The sequence below is a fragment of the Bradyrhizobium sp. CCBAU 11386 genome, assembly GCF_028128955.1.
GTDB lineage: Bacteria > Pseudomonadota > Alphaproteobacteria > Rhizobiales > Xanthobacteraceae > Bradyrhizobium.
On the sequence record NZ_LBKA01000259.1, the window covers coordinates 72,068 to 91,248 of the forward strand.

General features: G+C 67.1%; 17 protein-coding genes. 16 read left to right on the top strand and 1 reads right to left on the bottom strand.

Annotated features, from left to right (window positions below; translation table 11 throughout):
* The first annotated feature begins 43 nt into the window (after positions 1–43).
* From XI09_RS40900 to XI09_RS40950, 11 genes are all read left to right on the top strand, one after another.
* Positions 44–856 carry a CbbQ/NirQ/NorQ/GpvN family protein gene (locus XI09_RS40900; RefSeq protein WP_271571973.1) on the top strand — a complete coding sequence of 271 codons (813 nt, stop codon included), beginning with the start codon at positions 44–46 and terminating at the stop codon, positions 854–856.
* 10 nt (positions 857–866) lie between these two features.
* Positions 867–2,786 (top strand): nitric oxide reductase activation protein NorD, encoded by a 1,920-nt coding sequence (locus XI09_RS40905; protein WP_271571974.1) that lies wholly within the window; start codon positions 867–869, stop codon positions 2,784–2,786.
* A gap of 282 nt (positions 2,787–3,068) precedes the next feature.
* Positions 3,069–3,731 (top strand): HAD family hydrolase, encoded by a 663-nt coding sequence (locus XI09_RS40910; RefSeq protein ID WP_271571975.1) that lies wholly within the window; start codon positions 3,069–3,071, stop codon positions 3,729–3,731.
* A gap of 8 nt (positions 3,732–3,739) precedes the next feature.
* Positions 3,740–4,690, top strand: a complete 951-nt coding sequence (locus XI09_RS40915; protein WP_271571976.1) for a sugar-binding transcriptional regulator — start codon at positions 3,740–3,742, stop codon at positions 4,688–4,690.
* Positions 4,691–5,035: 345 nt separating this feature from the next.
* On the top strand, positions 5,036–6,289 hold the full coding sequence (locus XI09_RS40920; protein WP_442869659.1) for an ABC transporter substrate-binding protein: 1,254 nt from the start codon (positions 5,036–5,038) through the stop codon (positions 6,287–6,289).
* Between the two features lie 93 nt (positions 6,290–6,382).
* Positions 6,383–7,255 carry a carbohydrate ABC transporter permease gene (locus XI09_RS40925; RefSeq protein ID WP_271571978.1) on the top strand — a complete coding sequence of 291 codons (873 nt, stop codon included), beginning with the start codon at positions 6,383–6,385 and terminating at the stop codon, positions 7,253–7,255.
* A 4-nt stretch (positions 7,256–7,259) separates the two neighbouring features.
* Positions 7,260–8,090, top strand: a complete 831-nt coding sequence (locus XI09_RS40930) for a carbohydrate ABC transporter permease (protein ID WP_271571979.1) — start codon at positions 7,260–7,262, stop codon at positions 8,088–8,090.
* A gap of 15 nt (positions 8,091–8,105) precedes the next feature.
* On the top strand, positions 8,106–9,113 hold the full coding sequence (locus XI09_RS40935; RefSeq protein ID WP_271571980.1) for an ABC transporter ATP-binding protein: 1,008 nt from the start codon (positions 8,106–8,108) through the stop codon (positions 9,111–9,113).
* A 40-nt stretch (positions 9,114–9,153) separates the two neighbouring features.
* Positions 9,154–9,927, top strand: a complete 774-nt coding sequence (locus XI09_RS40940) for an SDR family NAD(P)-dependent oxidoreductase (RefSeq protein ID WP_271571981.1) — start codon at positions 9,154–9,156, stop codon at positions 9,925–9,927.
* A gap of 39 nt (positions 9,928–9,966) precedes the next feature.
* Positions 9,967–11,613 carry an FGGY-family carbohydrate kinase gene (locus tag XI09_RS40945; RefSeq protein ID WP_271571982.1) on the top strand — a complete coding sequence of 549 codons (1,647 nt, stop codon included), beginning with the start codon at positions 9,967–9,969 and terminating at the stop codon, positions 11,611–11,613.
* Positions 11,614–11,617: 4 nt separating this feature from the next.
* Positions 11,618–12,553, top strand: a complete 936-nt coding sequence (locus tag XI09_RS40950; protein WP_271571983.1) for a carbohydrate kinase family protein — start codon at positions 11,618–11,620, stop codon at positions 12,551–12,553.
* Between the two features lie 4 nt (positions 12,554–12,557).
* Here XI09_RS40950 and XI09_RS40955 read toward each other — a convergent pair whose 3' ends face one another.
* Positions 12,558–13,445 carry a LysR family transcriptional regulator gene (locus tag XI09_RS40955; RefSeq protein ID WP_271571984.1) on the bottom strand — a complete coding sequence of 296 codons (888 nt, stop codon included), beginning with the start codon at positions 13,443–13,445 and terminating at the stop codon, positions 12,558–12,560.
* Between the two features lie 121 nt (positions 13,446–13,566).
* Between XI09_RS40955 and XI09_RS40960 the strand changes: the two genes are divergently transcribed.
* The 5 genes from XI09_RS40960 to XI09_RS40980 all read left to right on the top strand — a co-directional run bounded on the left by XI09_RS40960 (position 13,567) and on the right by XI09_RS40980 (position 19,165).
* Positions 13,567–14,988 carry an amidase gene (locus tag XI09_RS40960; RefSeq protein WP_271572167.1) on the top strand — a complete coding sequence of 474 codons (1,422 nt, stop codon included), beginning with the start codon at positions 13,567–13,569 and terminating at the stop codon, positions 14,986–14,988.
* Between the two features lie 319 nt (positions 14,989–15,307).
* Entirely contained in the window at positions 15,308–16,258 is a 951-nt protein-coding gene (locus XI09_RS40965; protein WP_271571985.1) for an ABC transporter permease, read from the top strand.
* Complete coding sequence (locus XI09_RS40970) at positions 16,255–17,148, top strand: ABC transporter permease (protein ID WP_092188757.1); 894 nt, start codon at positions 16,255–16,257, stop codon at positions 17,146–17,148. Before XI09_RS40965 ends, XI09_RS40970 begins: the two co-directional genes overlap by 4 nt.
* Before the next feature lie 2 nt (positions 17,149–17,150).
* Complete coding sequence (locus XI09_RS40975; protein WP_271571986.1) at positions 17,151–18,164, top strand: ABC transporter ATP-binding protein; 1,014 nt, start codon at positions 17,151–17,153, stop codon at positions 18,162–18,164.
* Complete coding sequence (locus XI09_RS40980) at positions 18,161–19,165, top strand: ABC transporter ATP-binding protein (protein ID WP_271571987.1); 1,005 nt, start codon at positions 18,161–18,163, stop codon at positions 19,163–19,165. The genes XI09_RS40975 and XI09_RS40980 overlap by 4 nt, the downstream gene beginning before the upstream one ends.
* Positions 19,166–19,181 lie beyond the last annotated feature (16 nt).

Genomic DNA, 19,181 nt, shown 5'->3' on the forward strand with positions numbered 1-19,181 from the left:
CAAGCCGCGGCCGCCTTCTCAATGTGAATTGCGGAGAATGACCATGAAAGCAGCACTTCTCGCCGTGGCGGCGCCCGCGCCCGCGCTGCCGGCCTATGTCGCAACCGGCAACGAATGTGCGCTGTTCGAGCACGCCTGGCGGCATCAGCTCCCGGTCCTGCTGAAGGGACCGACCGGCTGCGGCAAGACGCGCTTCGTCGCGCATATGGCGGCGCGGCTCGGATTGCCGCTCCACACCGTCGCCTGCCACGACGATCTCACCGCAGCCGATCTCACCGGCCGCTATCTCCTGAGGGGCGGCGACACCGTATGGACCGACGGCCCGCTGACGCGCGCGGTGCGCGAGGGCGGCATCTGCTATCTCGACGAGGTGGTGGAAGCCCGCAAGGACGTCACCGTGGTGCTGCATCCGCTCACCGACGATCGCCGCATCCTGCCGCTGGAGCGTACCGGCGAGGAGCTCGCGGCACCGAAGAGCTTCATGCTCGTCGTGTCCTACAATCCCGGCTACCAGACGCTGCTCAAGGCGCTGAAGCCCTCGACGCGGCAGCGCTTCGTCGCCATCGAGTTCGGTTTCCTGCCGCCCGAGCAGGAGATCGCGGTGGTGTCCGCCGAGAGCGGACTGCCGCCGGATCGCGTGCGGCCGCTGGTGCTGCTTGCCGGCCGGCTGCGCGCACTCAAGGGTCACGATCTGGAGGAGGGCGTCTCGACCCGCCTCGTCGTCTATTGCGCCACCCTGATTGCCGCGGGAGCGTCGATTGCCGATGCCGTGCTGGCCGGCATGATCGAGCCCTTGACCGACGACGCCGACGTCAAAGCCGCGCTGCTCGACGTCGCACGCGCCGTGATCGGGTGAGGCCGGTCCCATGCTCGACTTCCTCGAACTGGAGGAAACGGTCGGCCGTGCCTGGCACCGGATGGTCGGCAGCACCGCGAGCTATCCGGTTCACGCCGAGCACGCGGTGTCGCTGGCGGAGGTGAGGGGCCGGATCGCGGTGATGTTCCGTGCGCTCGGCGGCGAGGCCGGCGTGCAGATCGCAAGCGCCGGCGCCCGCAAGTCCGGGCACCGGCTCGGCTGGCGGCAACGCATCGGCCTCGGCGACGAGCGTCTCGAGCAGCCGGGCCGCGACGCCGCAACCATCTTCCTGCCCGATCGCATCGCGATCTTTCCCGACCGTGAGCTGAACGCATCTCTCTATCGCTGGCTCGCGGCATGGTTCGCGGTCGCACCGATCGAGACGATCGTCGAGGCCGATCCTCTCGGGCGCGATCTGTTGGTGCTGCGCCGCGCCGCCGAGACGGCGGTCTTTGTGCTCACGCAGTTTCCCGGGCTCGTTGCCGATTACGCGCAGCTTGCCGCGGCCACCGCCGCGGCCCGGCCGCAGCGTCCCTTGCCGCGCATCGAGCACGAGGTCGAACAGATCGTTCTCGCCCTGCTCGGAGCGGGACCTGCGCCCGCGGGCAAATTGTGGCCGGCGATGATGGGAACGGAGCCGCTGCCGGACAAGGCGCCGCCGGGCTATCGTTCGATCCTGCCGTGCCCGTTCTGGGGCGATTGCTGGACGCGCGAGCTGTCGCCCGCGCATGCAGGCGAGGACGAGTGCGCTGATGGCGCGGAGCCCGCAGCCCAGGACGATCGCAAGCGTTTCGCCGTCCGCGAGCGGGAGGATGGCGCCAGTCGCCGCGATCCCTTCGTGCTCAACCGCTTCGAAAAGATCCTTGCGATGGCCGAGATGGTCAATGTCGATCGTCCGGCCGACGACAGCGAGGACGAAGACGCGCAGAAGGCGGCCGACGATCTCGAGGAGATCACGCTCAGCCGCCGCAGCGGCAAGCCGGCGAGCCGTTTCAAATTCGATCTCGACCTGCCGCCGGAAGCGCTCGACGCCTCGCGCCTGAATGCGGATTTGACCTATCCCGAATGGGATTATCGCAGCAGCTCCTATCTGCCCGATCATTGCCGCGTGCTCGCCGGCGCAGCCTCCGAGATCGGCGAGAGCTGGACGCCTGACGAGACCATGCGCCGGCACGTCCGCCAGGTGCGCCGGCGCTTCGAGATCTTGCGGCCGCGCCACGAATTGATGCGCGCCCAGGCCGACGGACACGACCTCGATCTCGACGCACTCGTGCGCGCGCGGTGCGACCTTCGCGCCGGCAGCGGCGGCGGGGGTCTCGATCGCGTCCACATGGCGATGCGGCCGCAAGGCCACGATCTTGCTGTCGCGCTGCTCGTTGACGTCTCGCTTTCGACGGACGCGTGGGTTGACGGCTATCGGGTGCTCGACGTCGAGAAGGAAGCGTTGCTCGTGCTCGCGCATGGGCTGTCGGCCTGCGGCGACCACCACAGCATCCTGACCTTCACCTCGCGCCGGCGGTGCTGGGTGCGGCTCGAAACGATCAAGGCGTTCGGCGAGCCGATGAGCGGCGCAGTGGAACGCCGCATCGGCGCGCTCAAGCCCGGTTACTACACGCGGATCGGCGCGGCGGTGCGCCACGCCTCGGCCGAGCTTGCGCGCCAGCCGCAGCGCAAGAAGCTGCTGCTCGTCCTCACCGACGGCAAGCCGAACGACGTCGATCACTATGAGGGGCGCTTTGCGGTCGAAGACACCCGCAAATCCGTGCAGGAAGCGCGCCGGCTCGGCATCGCGGTCTTCGGCGTGACGGTCGACGCGACGGCGCAATCCTACTTCCCGACGCTGTTCGGGCGCAGCGGCTATGCGATCGTCGGCAACATCAAGCGCTTGCCCGCGGCGCTGCCCGCGATCTACCGGCAGGTGGCGCATTGATGGAGCAAAGCCCGGCGACGCAAGCACAACCGCATAAGGGGGCCGTCATGCCCGGGCTTGTCCCGCCTGCGCGGCCGAAGCCGCTTCGGCGAGGCGAAGGCCCGGGCATCCACGTTCTTCGGCGCCGTCGAAGAACGCCGTGGATGGCCGGGACAAGCCCGGCCATGACGACGTGGAGGCTTCCATGTTCCACGCTCTCGCGTCATGTGCGGTTACCCTGCCTCAGACTCCCTGCCCAGGTGAGCTATTGCCCACTCGTTGAGTATATGATCGAATGGCCGGATGGACCAGGGCCGGCCTGCACCCGATCTCATCATCTTCGATTGCGACGGCGTGCTCGTCGACAGCGAGCTATTGAGCTGCCGGTGCCTGTCCGAGGTGCTGGCCGAGTTCGGCCTCGCGCTCAGCGAAGAGCAGGCGCTCGAGCTGTTTCTCGGGCGCAGCACCAAGGCGATCGAGCAGCATTACCGTGATCTCGGGCAGGTCGTGCCTGATGGCTTTCTGCCGCGCCTGAAGTCGCGCGTGCTGGAGACGTTTGCCGCCTCGCTCGAGCCGATCCCCGGGGTCGGGGCGGTGATCTCCAAACTCACCACGCCGTTCTGCGTGGCCTCGTCCAGCGACATCGACCGTGTCTCGCTCTCGCTCGATGTCACCGGTCTTCGGGCGCATTTCGGCGCGCGGCTCTACACTGCGCAGATGGTCAGGCACGGCAAGCCGGCGCCGGATCTTTTTCTCCACGCGGCGGCGCAGATGGGCGCGGAGCCCGCGCGCACGCTGGTGATCGAGGACAGCGTCAGCGGCGTGCAGGCGGGCAAGGCGGCCGGCATGACCGTCTGGGGATTTGTCGGCGGCAGCCATTATCGCGCCCGCGACGGCCGCGCTATATTGTCCGCCGCCGGGGCCGATCGGGTCTTCGCGCGCATGAGCGATTTCTGGGAGGCGTGATTTCAGCCATGGCCGCCGAGAACGACAAATCGAGACTCGACGCCGCCGCGCGGGCCGGCTGGCTCTATTTCATTGCCGGCCATACCCAGGACGAGATCGCAAAGATGCTCCAGGTCTCGCGCGCCTCGGCGCAGCGGCTGGTCTCGCTCTGCCTTGCCGAGCGTCTCATCACCTTCCGGCTCGAACATCCCATCGCCGCCTGCATGGAATTGGCGGCGCGCCTGAAGCAGCGGTTCGATCTCGTCCATTGCGAGGTGGTGCCGGAAGATCCCGCCGCGCCGCAGGCGACCGCTGGCATTGCCGAGCGCTGCGCCAACCTGCTCGATTCCACGCTGCGCTCGGAGACTCCCGTCATCGTTGCGCTCGGCACGGGGCGGGCGGTGCGCGCCGCGGTCGAGCGCGTCACGCCGATCGACCGGCCCAATCACCAGATCGTCTCGCTGGTCGGCAACATCTCCGCCGACGGTTCGGCGAGCTTCTACGACACCGTCGGCCGGCTCGCCGACCGCACCGGCGCGCGGCACTACCCGATGCCGCTGCCGTTCCTGATGTCGTCGGAGGACGAGCGCAACAAGATGGTGCGCATCGAGCCGATCGCGAAGGTGAAGGCGGTCGCGGCCAAGGCCGATTTGCGCCTCGTCGGCATCGGCCAGATGGACCAGAAGGCGCAGGTCCATGTCGACGGCTTCGTCACCCGCGACGAATTGTTCGAGATGATGCGCCTGGGGGCGATCGGCGAGATCACCGGCTGGGCCTATGACGCCAAGGGCCGCCTGCTCAAGGCCGGCACCAACAAGCGCCTCACCAGCATTCCGCCGGAAGTGCCGGCCAAGACCACGACCATCGGCGCCGCGGTCGGCGCCGCCAAGGTCCCGGCGATCGCGGCGGCGTTGAGCGGGGGCCTGATCAACGGCCTGATCACGGACGAGGCGACCGCAAGGGCGATTTTGGAGCGGTAGGCCGCTCGCCTCTTGAGGCGCCATCGCTTGGGGCCCGAGTGCTTCCACATCGTCATGGCCGGGCTTGACCCGGCCATCCACGTCTTCCGCGCGCACAAAGAACGTGGATGCCCGGGACAAGCCCGGGCATGACGGTCTTCTGCTGAGTGGCGCCACTCCCTCCCGCATCGCAGCACTCATAAGTTGCCAAAACGCGTGCGCGCCTGCTTGACAATCCTCCGCCCGTGATGTGAACATACGCTCAACGCGTGAGCATATGCTCAAAACGCGAATTTGAGGGAGGTCACCGTGAAATACGTCCTCGGCGCCGTCTGCGGCGCGTCTGTGCTGCTGGCTGTCCCCGCGATGGCCGAAACCACCCTGACGATCGCCACCGTGAACAACGGCGACATGATCCGCATGCAGGGGTTGACCGGCGAATTCACCAAGAAGAATCCAGACATCACCGTCAAATGGGTGACGCTGGAGGAGAACGTGCTGCGCCAGCGCGTCACCACCGACATCGCCACCAAGGGCGGCCAGTTCGACGTGCTCACCATCGGCACCTATGAGGTGCCGATCTGGGCCAAGAAGGGCTGGCTGGTGCCGCTCGCCAATCTCGGCGCCGACTACGACGTCGCCGACCTGCTGCCGAAGATCAAGGATGCGGTCTCCGTCGACGGCAAGCTCTACGCCGCGCCCTTCTACGGCGAGAGCTCGATGGTGATGTACCGCACCGATTTGTTCGACAAGGCCGGCCTGAAGATGCCGGAAAAGCCGACCTGGGATTTCGTGATCGACGCCGCCAAGAAGCTCACGGACAAGAGCGCCGGCACCTACGGCATCTGTCTCCGCGGCAAGGCCGGGTGGGGCGAGAACATGGCGTTCCTGTCGGCGATGGCAAATTCCTACGGCGCGCGCTGGTTCGACGAGAAGTGGGAGCCGCAGTTCAACACGCCGGAATGGAAGACGACGCTCACGACCTACGTCAATCTCATGAAGGAAGCCGGCCCTCCCGGCGCGAGCTCGAACGGCTTCAATGAGAACCTCGCGCTGTTCAACGCCGGCAAATGCGCGATGTGGATCGACGCGACGGTGGCGGCGTCCTTCGTCACCAATCCGAAGGAGTCCCAGGTCGCCGACAAGGTCGGCTTTGCGCTTGCGCCCAACACCGGGCTCGGCAAGAACGCCAACTGGCTGTGGGCCTGGAGTCTCGCGATTCCCGCCGGCTCGAAGAAGTCGGACGTCGCCGAGAAGTTCATCGCCTGGGCGACCAGCAAGGACTACACAAAAATTGTGGCCGCGAAGGACGGCTGGGCCAATGTGCCGCCGGGCACGCGGACCTCGCTCTACCAGAACCCTGAATATCTGAAGGTCGCGCCGTTCGCGAAGCTGACGCTGGCCTCGATCGACGCCGCCGATCCGAACAAGCCGACGGTGAAGCCTGTGCCCTATGTCGGCGTGCAGTACGCCGCGATCCCCGAATTCCAGGGCATCGGTACGCAGGTCGGCCAGCAGTTCTCGGCCGCGCTTGCGGGCTCCATGACGGTCGATGCCGCACTCACCGCGGCGCAATCGTCGACCGAGCGCGAGATGAAGCGCGCCGGCTACATCAAGTGAACCCGAGCTCTCCCTCCTGAGCTCAAACTGGCGGCCATCCACCGGCCCAGCCCCGGATGGATGGCCGCCTTCTTCTTCCAGCGGAGAAGAGCGATGGCAACCCGGCAGACGCAATTTCTTGCGCGGTCGCTTCTGAGCCCGGCCGTCGGGTTGCTGTTCATCTGGATGATCGTCCCGCTCGCGCTGACGCTCTATTTCTCGACCCTGCATTACAGCCTGCTCGATCCCGGTTCGGAAGAATTCGTCGGGCTGGAGAACTTCCGCTACTTCCTCACCGATCCCGCCTTCCTCGCCTCGCTCCAGAACACGCTGGTGCTGGTCGGCTCGGTGCTGGCAATGACCATTCTGCTCGGCATTCCCCTGGCGTTGCTGATGGACCAGCCCGTGATCGGCCGCAACATCGTGCGGCTGATGGTGATCGCCCCGTTCTTCGTGATGCCGACGGTGAGCGCGCTGGTCTGGAAGAACCTGTTGATGCATCCGGTCTCCGGCCTGTTCGCCTGGCTCGCCAAGCTGTTCGGATTGACGCCGATCGACTGGTTCAACGATGTGCCGCTGTTCGCGGTGATCCTGATCGTCGCCTGGCAGTGGCTGCCGTTTGCGACGCTGATCCTGCTGACCGCGCTGCAATCGCTCGACGAGGAGCAGAAGGAGGCGGCCGAGATGGATGGCGCGAGCGCGGTCTCGGCCTTCATCTACATCACGCTGCCGCATCTGGCGCGTCCCATCACCGTGGTGATCCTGATCGAAACCATCTTCCTGCTCACGGTGTTCGCCGAGATCTTCGTCACCACCGGCGGCGGGCCGGGCCTGCAGACCACCAACATCGCCTTCCTGATCTATTCGCAGGCGCTGATCCAGTTCGACGTCGGCAGCGCCTCGGCCGGCGGCCTGGTTGCCGTCGTGATCGCCAACATCGTTGCGTTCTTCCTCGTCCGCATCGTCGGCCGCAATCTGGAGGCGTAGAACCATGGCGCGGATGGCAACGACGCAAAAGGTGGTGGTCTCGACGATCGGAGCCTGGCTGGCGGGCTTTTTGATCTTCTTCCCGATCCTCTGGATGGTGCTGGCGAGCTTCAAGACCGAGCTCGAGGCCTTCGCCATTCCGCCGTCCTTCCTGTTCTTCCACTGGACCACGGAAAACTACGCGACCGTGCAGGAGCGCAGCGACTATCTGCACCACGCCATGAACTCGATCATCATCGCCGGCGGCTCGACCTTGATCGCGCTCTTGATCGCCATTCCCGCGGCCTGGTCGATGGCGTTCTCGCCGACCAAGCGCACCAAGGACATCCTGCTCTGGATGCTCTCGACCAAGATGATGCCGCCGGTCGGCGTGCTGGTGCCGATCTACCTGATCTACAAAGGTTTCGGCCTGCTCGATTCCCGCATCGGCCTCGTCTTCATCCTCTGCCTCGGCAATCTGCCGATCGTGATCTGGATGCTGTTCACCTATTTCAAGGAGATCCCGCGCGACATTCTCGAAGCCGCGCGCATGGACGGCGCCACCATCGGCCGCGAGCTGGTCTACGTGCTGACGCCGATGGCGATCCCCGGCCTGGCCTCGACCATGCTGCTCAATTTGATCCTGGCCTGGAACGAGGCGTTCTGGACGCTCAATTTGTCGACCTCGAACGCCGCGCCGCTCACGGTGTTCATCGCCTCATATTCAAGTCCCGAAGGGCTGTTCTGGGCAAAGCTGTCGGCAGCCTCGACGCTGGCGATCGCGCCCATTCTCGTCCTCGGTTGGTTCAGCCAGAAGCAGCTCGTGCGCGGGCTCACCTTCGGCGCGGTGAAGTAGAAGGGCTGCCGGATCATGGGTCAGATCACACTTCAGGACGTGCAGAAGTCCTTCGGCCCCGTGCACATCATCAAGGGCGCCGATCTCGACATTGCCGACGGCTCCTTCGTGGTGTTCGTCGGTCCCTCCGGCTGCGGCAAGACCACGCTGCTGCGGCTGATCGCCGGCCTCGAGGATGTCTCCGGCGGCAAGATCCTGATCGACGGCAAGAACGTCGTCGACACGCCGCCTGCCAAGCGCGGACTGTCCATGGTGTTCCAGTCCTACGCGCTCTATCCGCATATGAGCGTGCGCGGCAATATCGGCTTCGGCCTGAAGATGGCGGGCCTGCCCAAGGACGAGATCAACCGCAAGGTCGAGGCGGCCGCCGCGACGCTCAATCTCACGCCCTATCTCGACCGCAAGCCGCGCGAGCTTTCCGGCGGCCAGCGCCAGCGCGTCGCGATCGGCCGCGCCATCGTCCGCGAGCCCAAGGCGTTCCTGTTCGACGAGCCGCTGTCGAACCTGGATGCCGCGCTCCGTGTGCAGATGCGCATCGAGGTGACGCGGCTTCAGAAGCAGCTCGGCACCACCGCGATCTACGTCACGCATGACCAGGTCGAGGCCATGACCATGGCCGACAAGATCGTCGTGCTCAACGGCGGCAAGATCGAGCAATATGGCTCGCCGCTGCAGCTTTACGAGAAGCCCGCCAATCTGTTCGTCGCCGGCTTCATCGGCTCGCCCAAGATGAACTTCGTCACCGGCGAGCTCGCCAGGCAGCAGGGCGCGGCCACCATCGGCGTGCGGCCGGAGCATCTCAAGATCGAGCGCGACGGGACGGGCGGCTGGCAGGGGACGATCGCGGTCGCCGAGCATCTCGGCAGCGACACGTTCCTTTATGTCGATGCGGGCCCGCTTGGCATGCTGACCGCGCGCTACATCGGCGAATTGAGCCTGCATGCCGGCGATCACGTGTCGCTGGTGCCGGACCCCGCGCGCATCCACCGCTTCGACGAGAGCGGCAACGCTCTTCGCGGCTGACAAGAAACGGCAAGAGACGGCAAGAGACGGAAAAACCAACATGTACCTGGAAAAATTCAAGCTGAACGGCAAGACCGCGTTCATCACCGGCGGCGGGCAGGGCATTGGGCTCGCCTGCGCCGAGGCGCTGGCCGAGGCCGGCGCCAGGGTCGTGATCGGCGACCGCGACAGCAAGGTCGCCGACAGCGCCAAGGCCGGCCTGAAGGCCAAAGGGTTCGACGTGGAGACCGCGGTCATGGACGTGACCGACACCAAGCGCGTCGCCGAGGTCGCCAATGACCTCGTCGCCCGCCACGGCAAGGTCGACATCCTCGTCAACAATGCCGGCATCGCCCGCAGCGAGACGCCGGCGGAGACCGTGACCGACGAGCACTGGCTCAACGTCATCGACGTCAACCTCAACGGCACCTTCTGGTGCTGCCGCGAGTTCGGCAAGCACATGCTGAAGGCGCAAAGCGGCGCCATCGTCAATGTCGGCTCGATGTCCGGCTTCATCGTCAACAAGCCGCAGGAGCAGTGCTTCTACAATGCATCCAAGGCCGGCGTGCACCATCTGACCAAGTCGCTCGCCGCGGAATGGGGCGCGCGCGGCATCCGCGTCAACGCGGTGGCGCCGACCTATATCGAGACGCCGCTCAACGCCTTCGTGAAGAGCAACCCGAAAATGTACGACGCCTGGATCGGCGGAACCCCGATGGCGCGGATGGGGCAGGTCGAGGAGATTGCCTCCGTCGTGCTGTTCCTCAGTTCGGAAGCCGCGAGCCTGATGACCGGCAGCATCGTGCTGGTGGATGGCGGCTACACTTGCTGGTAGGCTTACCGTCAAAACTGACGAGAGCGACCGGGAGCGACAATGCCGCGAGCGTATATCGGCGTCGACGTGGGGACCACCAGCACGCGGGCAGGGGTGTTTGACGAGGCCGGCACGCTGCTGGCGACGGCCCGGCACCCGATCAGGATCTGGCACGAGGCCGGCGATATCGTCGAGCAGTCATCCCAGGACATCTGGGAGGCCTGCGTGACATCCGTGCGGGCTGCGATGGCGGAAGCTGCCATCGCGCCCGACAGCGTCGGCGGCATCGGCTTCGACGCGACCTGTTCGCTCGTGGTGCTCGACCTCCAGGGCGAGCCGCTCACCGTCAGCGCCTCGGGCGAGGCGCAGCGCAACGTCATCGTCTGGATGGACCATCGCGCCACGGCCGAAGCGCGGCTGATCAACGAGACCGAGGATGCGGTGCTGCGCTATGTCGGCGGCTCGATCTCGCCCGAGATGGAGATGCCGAAGCTGTTGTGGCTGAAGCGGCATCTGCGCGCGAGCTTCGACGCCGCAGGCCATTTCTTCGATCTGGCAGACTACCTGACCTGGCGCGCAACCGGCGCGCTGCAGCGCTCGACCTGCACCGTCACCTGCAAATGGAATTATCTCGCCCATGACGGCGGCGGCTGGAGCGCGCCATTCTTCAAGCGCATCGGGCTGTCCGACTTCGTCAACGAGAAATACGCCCGCATCGGCACCGAGATCGTCGCGCCGGGCACGCGGCTCGGCGCAGGTCTCACCGGCCCGGCCGCGGCCGAGCTCGGCCTGTCGCCGGGCACGCCGGTCGGTGCCTCGTTGATCGACGCCCATGCCGGCGGCATCGGCGCGATCGGCGGCCGCGATGGGGCTGGCGGGACGAGCGATGTCAGCGACCGCCTCGCCTACATCATGGGAACGTCGGCCTGCATCATGGCGACGACCACGGAGCCCTGCTTCGTGCCGGGCGTCTGGGGTCCCTATTATTCCGGCATGGTGCCGGATTTCTGGCTCAACGAGGGTGGGCAGTCGGCCGCAGGCGCGGCGATCGACCATCTCCTCAAATCGCATCCGGGCTTTGCCGAGGCGAGTGCGGCGGCGCGGAGCGATGGCCTCGACCTCATCGAATTCCTCGAGCGCCGCATCATCGCACGTGCCGGCGATGCCAGCCGCGCCGCGCTGCTCGCCCGCGACGTCCACGTGCTGCCCGAGTTCATCGGCAATCGTTCGCCTTACGCTGACCCTGATACGCGCGCGGTGATCGCCGGCCTCGATCTCGACACCGACGTCGCTTCGATGGAGCGGCTGTTCGTCGCCGGCCTCTGCGGTCTCGCCTATGGGCTTGCCGAGGTGATCGAGGCCTTTGCCGCGCATGGCGTCCGTTCCAGCATCATGATCATGGGCGGCGGCGCCAGCCGCAGCCCGCTGGTGCGTCAGATCATGGCCGACACCACGGGCCTCACCGTGGCGCTGCCGCAGACCAGGGAGCCGGTGCTGCTGGGCGCCGCGATGCTCGGGGCGGTGGCCGGCGGCGCCTATGCCTCGATCGGCGAGACCATGGCCAAGATGTCGGCGCTGGGGCGCAAGAGCGAGCCGACCGCGCCCGACATGGCCGCGTTTCATTCGCGCAAGCGCGACGTGTACAAGCTGCTGCGCGAGCTCGATCGCGGCAGCCGTGCCGCGATGCGCGACATCGCCAGAGGTTGAAAGAATGCTGATATCCTGCGGCGATGCGCTGATCGATTTCGTGCCGACGCGAAACGCGGACGGACGCGAAGCGGTGATGCCCGCGGTCGGCGGCTCCTGCCTCAACGTCGCGATCGGCATGGCGCGGCTGGGCGCACCGACCGGTTTTGTCGGCGGCATCTCGACCGACCTGTTCGGCCGCATGATCGCCGACCACGCAACCGCCTCGCATGTCGAGCTCGGCCTTGCCACCCGCAGCGATCACCAGACCACGCTCGCTTTCGTGCGCATCGTCGCGGGCGAGTCGCATTACGCCTTCTACGACGCCGAAACCGCGACGCGGAACTGGACCTACCGGCGCGGGTCGATTCCATTCGCGGACGTTGAAGCCCTCCATGTCGGCTCGACCACGCTGGTCAACAATCAAGGCGCGGCCGAAACCAAAGCCCTGATCGCAGACGCGCGGATGTCGTCGACGATCTCCTTCGATCCGAACTGCCGCCCCAACCTCGTCAAGGACAAGCCGGCCTATCTCGCGCGCATGGCCGAGTTCGCGAGGACCGCCGATCTCATCAAGATGTCGGACGTCGACTTCGCCTACCTCTTCGGCGAAGAGTCCTATCAGCAACGCGCGAACATGCTGCTCGGGCAGGGCGCAAGCCTCGTCGTCATCACCCTCGGCAACAATGGTGCCATCGCCTTGCACGCGGGGGCAGGGCAGATCGAGGTCACCGCGCCCAAGGTCGAGGTCGCCGACACCATCGGCGCCGGCGACAGCTTTCAGGCTGCGCTGCTGTTCGCCCTGCACAAGCAGGGGCGTCTGGCGCGGCAGCAGTTGAAGGCCATCAGTGCCGACGAGCTTCGCCGCGCGCTGTCCTTTGCCGCCAATTGCGCCGGTCTCACCTGCACCCGCCCGGGCGCCGATCCGCCCTGGAGCCATGAGATCGCCTGGCCGTTGTAGCCCGTCACAGCGGTGCGACGACCTTTTCGGCGCATTTGAGGAAGGTGCGGATCAGCGGGCTGTGCGAGTCCCGCCGCCAGCACACCGCGATGTCGATGGAGTCGGTCGCATCGCGCAGCGGCCGGAATACGATGCCGTGCGGGGCGCCGAGCTTGGCGCAGGCCGGCAGGATGGCGAGACCTTCACCGGCGAGAACCAGGCTCATCGCCGAATGCACCGTCTCCACCCGGCTCGCGATCGGCATCACGATTTGATGCCGCCGCAGCAGGGCCGCGACCATGGAAGAGGCGGGGTCCTGGTCCGGCCGCGGCAGCGCGATCAGCGGGCGGCCCTGCAATTTCGTCATCGGCACTGCACTGAAACGGGCGAGCGGCGAGCGGATCGGCATCGCCAGCATGAAGGGTTGCGCGCCGACCCGCGCCACCTGGATCTCAGGGTGATGGATCGCCGGCATGCACAGCGCGACCGTGACGCTGCGGTCGAGCAGCCGCGCCTCGCGCGTCGAGGCGCTGAGCTCGGCGAAATCGAGATCGACGCCGGGAATCGAGCGGCGCAGCTCCGGGATCAGGCGCGGCAGCACCGCATTGGCCAGCACGAACATGTAGCCGACCGACAGCCGCCCGCGCCGCCCGGATGCAACCGCACGCGCGGCTTCGGCGCCGTCGGCAGCAAGCGCCAGCGCCTCGCTGGCGCGCGCCAGCAGCGCCTGGCCGGCCTCGGTCAGGTCCATGCCGCGCGTGCCGCGGCGGAACAGCGGCGTGCCGATCTCGGCTTCCAGCTTGCGGATCTGGACCGAGAGCGGCGGCTGCGCCATGCGCAGCCGTTCGGCGGCCTTGCCGACGCTGCGCGCCTCGGCGACGGCGACGAAGTAGCGGAGCCGGCGAAGATCCATTGGCATACCGAAAACGTATGGGTTGACGTCCAAAATCGTATTGGACGGCGAGTTAACAAAACTGTCATTCTCGCTGTCAATGGCTGGCCAACGGGGGCCGGCTTCGGAGCGTGATGTGACGATGAACGGCGATCCCTGCCTGCTGTCCGCAACCGAGCTGCGCGGCCTCATCGCCGACAAGCGGATCTCGCCCGTCGAGATCACCCGGGCCGTGCTCGTGCGCGCCGAGGCGCTCCAGCCCCAGTTGAACTGCTTCATCACGATTTGCGGCGACGAGGCGATGGCGGCGGCGCGCGCCGCCGAGCGCAAGATGATGGCCGGCGAGCCGCTCGGCCTGCTGTACGGCATCCCCGTTACCGTCAAGGACATCGTCAACACCAAGGGGGTGAAGACGACGTTCGGCGCCGTTCCCTACAAGGACAACGTGCCGGCCGAGGACGCGGTCGCGGTCGCGCGGCTCCGCGCCGAGGGCGCGATCCTGATCGGCAAGACCACGACGCCGGAATTCGGCAGCAAGTGCCTGACGGATTCGCCGCTGTTCGGTCGCACCCGAAATGCGTGGGACGCCTGCCGGTCCTCGGGCGGCTCCAGCGGCGGCGCGGCGGTCGCCGTTGCCAGCGGCATCGCGCCGCTCGCGATCGCGACCGACGGCGGCGGCTCGACGCGGATTCCCGCCGCCTGCAACGGCGTGGTCGGGCTGAAGCAGAGCAACGGCGTCATCCCGCACAGCCAGGCGCTGGACGTGTTCGGCAACCAGACCTACGTCACGCCGACCACGCGCACCGTCGCCGACACCGCGCTGATGATGCAGGCGATGGCCGGCGAGGACCCCTGTGATCCCTGGTCGATCGGCGTTCCCGTGCCCGATTTCGTCGGCACCGCCGCCCCGCGCGGCGATCTGCGCGGGCAGAGGATCCTGTACTGCCTGACGCCGCCGGGCCGTCCGGTGTCCGCCGAAGTCGCCGCCAGCTTCAGGGCGAGCCTCGACCGGCTGGCAGGGCTCGGCGCCGAGCTCGAGGAGTTCTCCGGCGAGGGTTTCGACATCGAGCCGATCTGGCGCGCCATCAACCACACCGTCTGGCGCACGCGCTTTGCCAAGCTCGCGGCCGAGCACAAGGACGAGCTGAGCGAGGCCTTCCTCAAGCAGCTCGCGCTCGCCACCGAGGTCAGCGGCGTCGACTACCAGGAGGCGATGTTCGCGCGTACCGCGCTGTTCCGCCGCCTGCAATCGCTGCTTGCGCGCGGGCACTTCCTGGCGATGCCGACCCTCACGCGCACCGCGCTGCCGATCAAGCAGGATTTGTTCGGCAGCATCGAGATCGACGGGGCGCATTTCGACAGCGTCCGGCCGCACTGGTTCCCCTGGACCATGCCGTTCAACATGACCGGGCATCCCGCCGTCAGCCTTCCCTCGGGCTTCGGCCGCGACGGCCTTCCGATCGGGCTTCAGCTCGTCGGCCGCTTCCGGCGCGATGCGGAATTGCTGCGCGTGAGCGCGCTGTTCGAGGCCTCCGCCGACCTCCTGTCCCGCTGGCCGGAATGACGACATGGGCATGCAGCAAGGCACTTGCACGCAAAGGACTTGCGTCCGCCGTCCGGACATGTTGATCGTGCCGCGGATGAGCCCCGAAACCGAGCGCGCATGAACGTATTTGTCCCAATGCGGCATGGCGCCCGCAACCCCCTCGGTGTCGTCCTGGCGAAAGCCAGGACCCATACCGCGGAATTTATCGGTGACGGGCGGTGCCAGTACCGAACGACCAGTCTTCGCCAAACCGCTCCCTGGGGTTATCGCGACGAGCGCGAAGCGCTCGCTCGGGGGTCCTGGCCTTCGCCAGGACGACGTCGGAGCTCGTGAGCGCATGAGCGTATTTGTCCTCCGACGTGTCTTGACCTTGCTGGCGACGCTGGTCGGCGCATCCCTGATCATCTTCCTGGTGCTGGATGCGCTTCCGGGCAATGCCGCACAGATGCTGATGGGCGCCGATGCCTCGGCCGACGCGGTCCGCGCGCTCACCGTCAAGCTCGGGCTCGACCAACCGCTGGCGGTTCGCTACCTGCAATGGATCAAGGGCCTGCTCGTCGGCGATCTCGGCAACTCCTATGTCTACGGCACACCGGTCGCCAGCCTGATTGCGGAGCGGCTGGTGCTGACCATTCCGCTCGCGATCATGGCCATGTCGATCACGGTGACGCTGGCGCTCTCGGCCGGCATCTACACCGCCGCCAACCACAACAAGCTCGGTGATGTCGGCGTGATGTCGCTGACGCAGGTCGGCATCGCGCTGCCGAATTTCTGGTTCGCGATCCTGCTGGTGCTGTTGTTCTCGGTGCGGCTGCAATGGCTCTCGGCGGGCGGCTTCGCCGGCTGGGAGGACGGCATCTGGCAGGGGGTCAAGTCGCTGCTGCTGCCGGCAATCTCGCTCGCGGTGGTGCAGGCCGCGATCCTCGCCCGCGTCACGCGCTCGGCCGTGCTCGAAGTGCTGCGCGAGGATTTTGTCCGCACCGCGCGCGCAAAGGGCCTCGGCAAGCGCGAGGTGCTGTGGCGCCACGTGCTGCGCAACGCCATGATCCCCGTGATGACGGTGATGGGGCTGCAATTCGCCAATCTGCTCGCCGGCACCATCGTGATCGAGAACGTGTTCTACCTGCCGGGCCTCGGCCGCCTGATCTTCCAGTCGATCGCCAACCGCGACCTGATCGTGGTGCGCAATTGCGTGATGCTGCTCGCGACCATGGTCGTCATCGTCAATTTCGTGGTCGACGTGCTCTATGCCTTCATCGATCCCCGCATCAAGGTGCACGACCTGTGAGCGCGCCCCTGACCAACTCGATGGATGTGCCGGTCGCCACGCGCCCGCTGCCCGCGCGCACGTTCTGGCGCCGCGCGCTGCGCCATCGCAGCTTCGTCCTCGGCGGCGCGCTGAGCCTGCTGGTGCTCGTCTCGGCGCTGCTGTCGCTGGTCTGGACGCCCTGGTCGCCCTACGAGATCGACATCGCCGCGAAGCTGCGGCCGCCGTCGGCGGCGCACTGGCTCGGCACCGATTCCTTCGGCCGCGACATCGTCTCGCTGCTGCTCGCCGGCGCCCGCTCCACCATCATGGTCGGCATCATTGCGGTCAGCATCGGTCTCACCTTCGGCGTCTGCCTCGGCCTGATCGCCTCGGCGCGGCGCGGCTGGACCGAAGAGATCATCATGCGCTTCTCCGACTTCACCTTCGCCTTTCCGGCCGTGCTCTCCGCGATCATGCTCGCCGCCGTCGTGGGGCCGGGCATGGTGACCTCGATCGTCGCGATCGGTATTTTCCAGATCCCGACGCTGACCCGGCTGACGCGCGGCTCGGCCAACGCGATCTGGGCACGCGAATTCGTGCTGGCCGCGCGCGCCTCGGGGAAGGGCAAGTTTCGCATCACCATCGAGCACGTGCTGCCCAACATCCTGTCGATCCTGATCGTGCAGGCGACGATCCAGTTCGCGCTCGCCATTCTCGCGGAGGCCGCACTGTCCTATCTCGGCCTAGGCACGCAGCCGCCGCAGCCGTCCTGGGGCCGGATGCTGAATGATGCGCAGACCTTGCTGTTCCAGTCGCCGATGCTCGCGGTCTATCCGGGCGCCGCCATCGCGGTCGCCGTGCTCGGCCTCAATTTGCTCGGCGACGGTTTGCGCGATCTGCTCGACCCACGACTGGCGCGGGAGCGATGACGATGGCAGGGCGCTCCACCATGCCGCTGATCGAGGTTGCCAATCTCGGCGTCCGCCTCAACACCAGCCGCGGCCCGGCGCAGGCCGTGCGTGGCGTCAGCTTCGCCCTGAAGCGCGGCGAGACGCTCGGGCTCGTCGGCGAATCCGGCTGCGGCAAGTCGGTCACCGCGATGTCTCTGATGGGCCTGTTGCCGGACAGCGCCGTCGTCTCCGGCAGCATCAAGCTCGATGGCAGCGAGCTCGCCGGGTTTGCGGATGCGGATTACTGCCGCCTGCGCGGCAACCGCATCAGCATGATCTTCCAGGAGCCGATGACCGCGCTCAATCCGATGCACACGATCGGCCACCAGGTCGCCGAGCCGCTGCGGCGTCACAAGAACTACTCGGCGTCGCAGGCGCGGAAAGAGACGATTGCCTTGCTCGATCGCGTCGGGCTGCCCGATCCGGCGCGGCGCGTCGATGCCTATCCGCACCAGTTCTCCGGCGGCCAGCGCCAGCGCATCACCATCGCGATGGCGCTCGCCTGCGAGCCCGACCTGTTGATCGCGGACGAGCCGACCACCGCGCTCGACGTCACCATCCAGGGCCAGATCCTCGACCTCATCGCCGATCTCGTCGAGGAGCGCGGCATGTCAATGATCCTGATCTCGCACGATCTCGGCGTCATCGCCGAGAACGTGCAGCGCATGATGGTGATGTATGGCGGCACCGTCGTCGAGAGCGGGCCGACCGACGAGGTGTTCCGCCGCATGGGCCATCCCTATACGCAAGGCCTGTTCCGCGCCCGTCCGAAGCTCGGCGCACGCAAGGGGACGCGGCTGAAGACCATCTCGGGCACCGTGCCGGAGCTCGCGGATCTTCCGGCCGGCTGCACCTTCTCCGAACGATGTCCGCTCGTGATCGATCGGTGCCGCGCGGCGCTGCCGCCGATGGTCGAGGTCGGCCCCGGTCATGTCGTGCGCTGCGTGCGCACCGATGTCTCCATGGCCGAGAATGTCGGAGCGCTGTCCGCATGAGCACCGCGCCTCTTCTCGACGTCAGGGATATCGAGCAGCGCTACACGCTGCCGCGCGAGAGCCTGTTCCGTCCGCCCGGGCAGGTGCGCGCGCTCAACGGCGTGAGTGTTCAGGTCCAGGCCGGCAAGAGCCTCGGCATCGTCGGCGAGTCCGGCTCGGGCAAGTCCACCTTCGCGCGGGTGGTGATGGCGCTGGAGCGGCCGACATCGGGGCAGGTCGCGCTGCTCGGCCGCGACCTCAACCGCCTCCCGGCCGACGAGCTGCGCCGCGCGCGCCGCGATTTCCAGATGGTGTTCCAGGACCCTTACGGCTCGCTCGATCCGCGCCAGACCATCGCGCGCATCGTCGCCGAACCTTTGACCGTGCTGGACGGCGCTGATCGCACCACATTCCGGGAACGCGTCGCCGCGGTGCTGCGCCAGGTCGGCTTGCGCGATGCCGACATGGACAAATATCCGCACGAATTCTCCGGCGGCCAGCGCCAGCGCATCGCGATCGCCCGCGCGCTGATCACCCAGCCGAAGCTGATCGTCGCCGACGAGCCGGTCTCCGCGCTCGACGTCTCCGTGCAGGCCCAGGTCCTGAACCTGATGCAGGACCTCCAGGAGCAGTTCGGGCTGAGCTATATCCTGATCAGCCATGATCTCGCCGTCGTCGACTATCTCTGCGACGAGGTCGCGGTGATGTATCTCGGCCGGATCGTCGAGCAGGGGCGGCCGGAGGATCTGTTCGAGCGCTGCGCCCATCCCTATACGCGGGCGCTGCTGGACGCGGTGCCGCGGGCACGGGCCGGCGGCGGCCGGCGCCGGCGCGGGGCGCAGGCGATCGCCTCGCAATCGGCGGTCGCCACGGGGTGTCCCTATGTCGCGCGTTGTGCGCTCGCCGACCAGCATTGCCGCGAGGCCCTGCCTGAGCTACGCAAGGTGGGCGGGGCGCATCTCGCCGCCTGCCACAAGGCGGAGGCCGTGATGGCGTTGCCGCAAGCGGCCGCGGAGGGTTAGTCTCGGGCGCAGGATT

Bases quoted from the DNA above. Each gene is read 5' to 3' on its own strand.
- XI09_RS40900 (WP_271571973.1), top strand. From the start codon at position 44: ATGAAAGCAGCACTTCTCGCCGTGGCGGCGCCCGCGCCCGCGCTGCCG.
- XI09_RS40905 (WP_271571974.1), top strand. From the start codon at position 867: ATGCTCGACTTCCTCGAACTGGAGGAAACGGTCGGCCGTGCCTGGCAC.
- XI09_RS40910 (WP_271571975.1), top strand. From the start codon at position 3,069: ATGGACCAGGGCCGGCCTGCACCCGATCTCATCATCTTCGATTGCGAC.
- XI09_RS40915 (WP_271571976.1), top strand. From the start codon at position 3,740: ATGGCCGCCGAGAACGACAAATCGAGACTCGACGCCGCCGCGCGGGCC.
- XI09_RS40920 (WP_442869659.1), top strand. From the start codon at position 5,036: ATGGCCGAAACCACCCTGACGATCGCCACCGTGAACAACGGCGACATG.
- XI09_RS40925 (WP_271571978.1), top strand. From the start codon at position 6,383: ATGGCAACCCGGCAGACGCAATTTCTTGCGCGGTCGCTTCTGAGCCCG.
- XI09_RS40930 (WP_271571979.1), top strand. From the start codon at position 7,260: ATGGCGCGGATGGCAACGACGCAAAAGGTGGTGGTCTCGACGATCGGA.
- XI09_RS40935 (WP_271571980.1), top strand. From the start codon at position 8,106: ATGGGTCAGATCACACTTCAGGACGTGCAGAAGTCCTTCGGCCCCGTG.
- XI09_RS40940 (WP_271571981.1), top strand. From the start codon at position 9,154: ATGTACCTGGAAAAATTCAAGCTGAACGGCAAGACCGCGTTCATCACC.
- XI09_RS40945 (WP_271571982.1), top strand. From the start codon at position 9,967: ATGCCGCGAGCGTATATCGGCGTCGACGTGGGGACCACCAGCACGCGG.
- XI09_RS40950 (WP_271571983.1), top strand. From the start codon at position 11,618: ATGCTGATATCCTGCGGCGATGCGCTGATCGATTTCGTGCCGACGCGA.
- XI09_RS40955 (WP_271571984.1), bottom strand. From the start codon at position 13,445: ATGGATCTTCGCCGGCTCCGCTACTTCGTCGCCGTCGCCGAGGCGCGC.
- XI09_RS40960 (WP_271572167.1), top strand. From the start codon at position 13,567: ATGAACGGCGATCCCTGCCTGCTGTCCGCAACCGAGCTGCGCGGCCTC.
- XI09_RS40965 (WP_271571985.1), top strand. From the start codon at position 15,308: ATGAGCGTATTTGTCCTCCGACGTGTCTTGACCTTGCTGGCGACGCTG.
- XI09_RS40975 (WP_271571986.1), top strand. From the start codon at position 17,151: ATGGCAGGGCGCTCCACCATGCCGCTGATCGAGGTTGCCAATCTCGGC.
- XI09_RS40980 (WP_271571987.1), top strand. From the start codon at position 18,161: ATGAGCACCGCGCCTCTTCTCGACGTCAGGGATATCGAGCAGCGCTAC.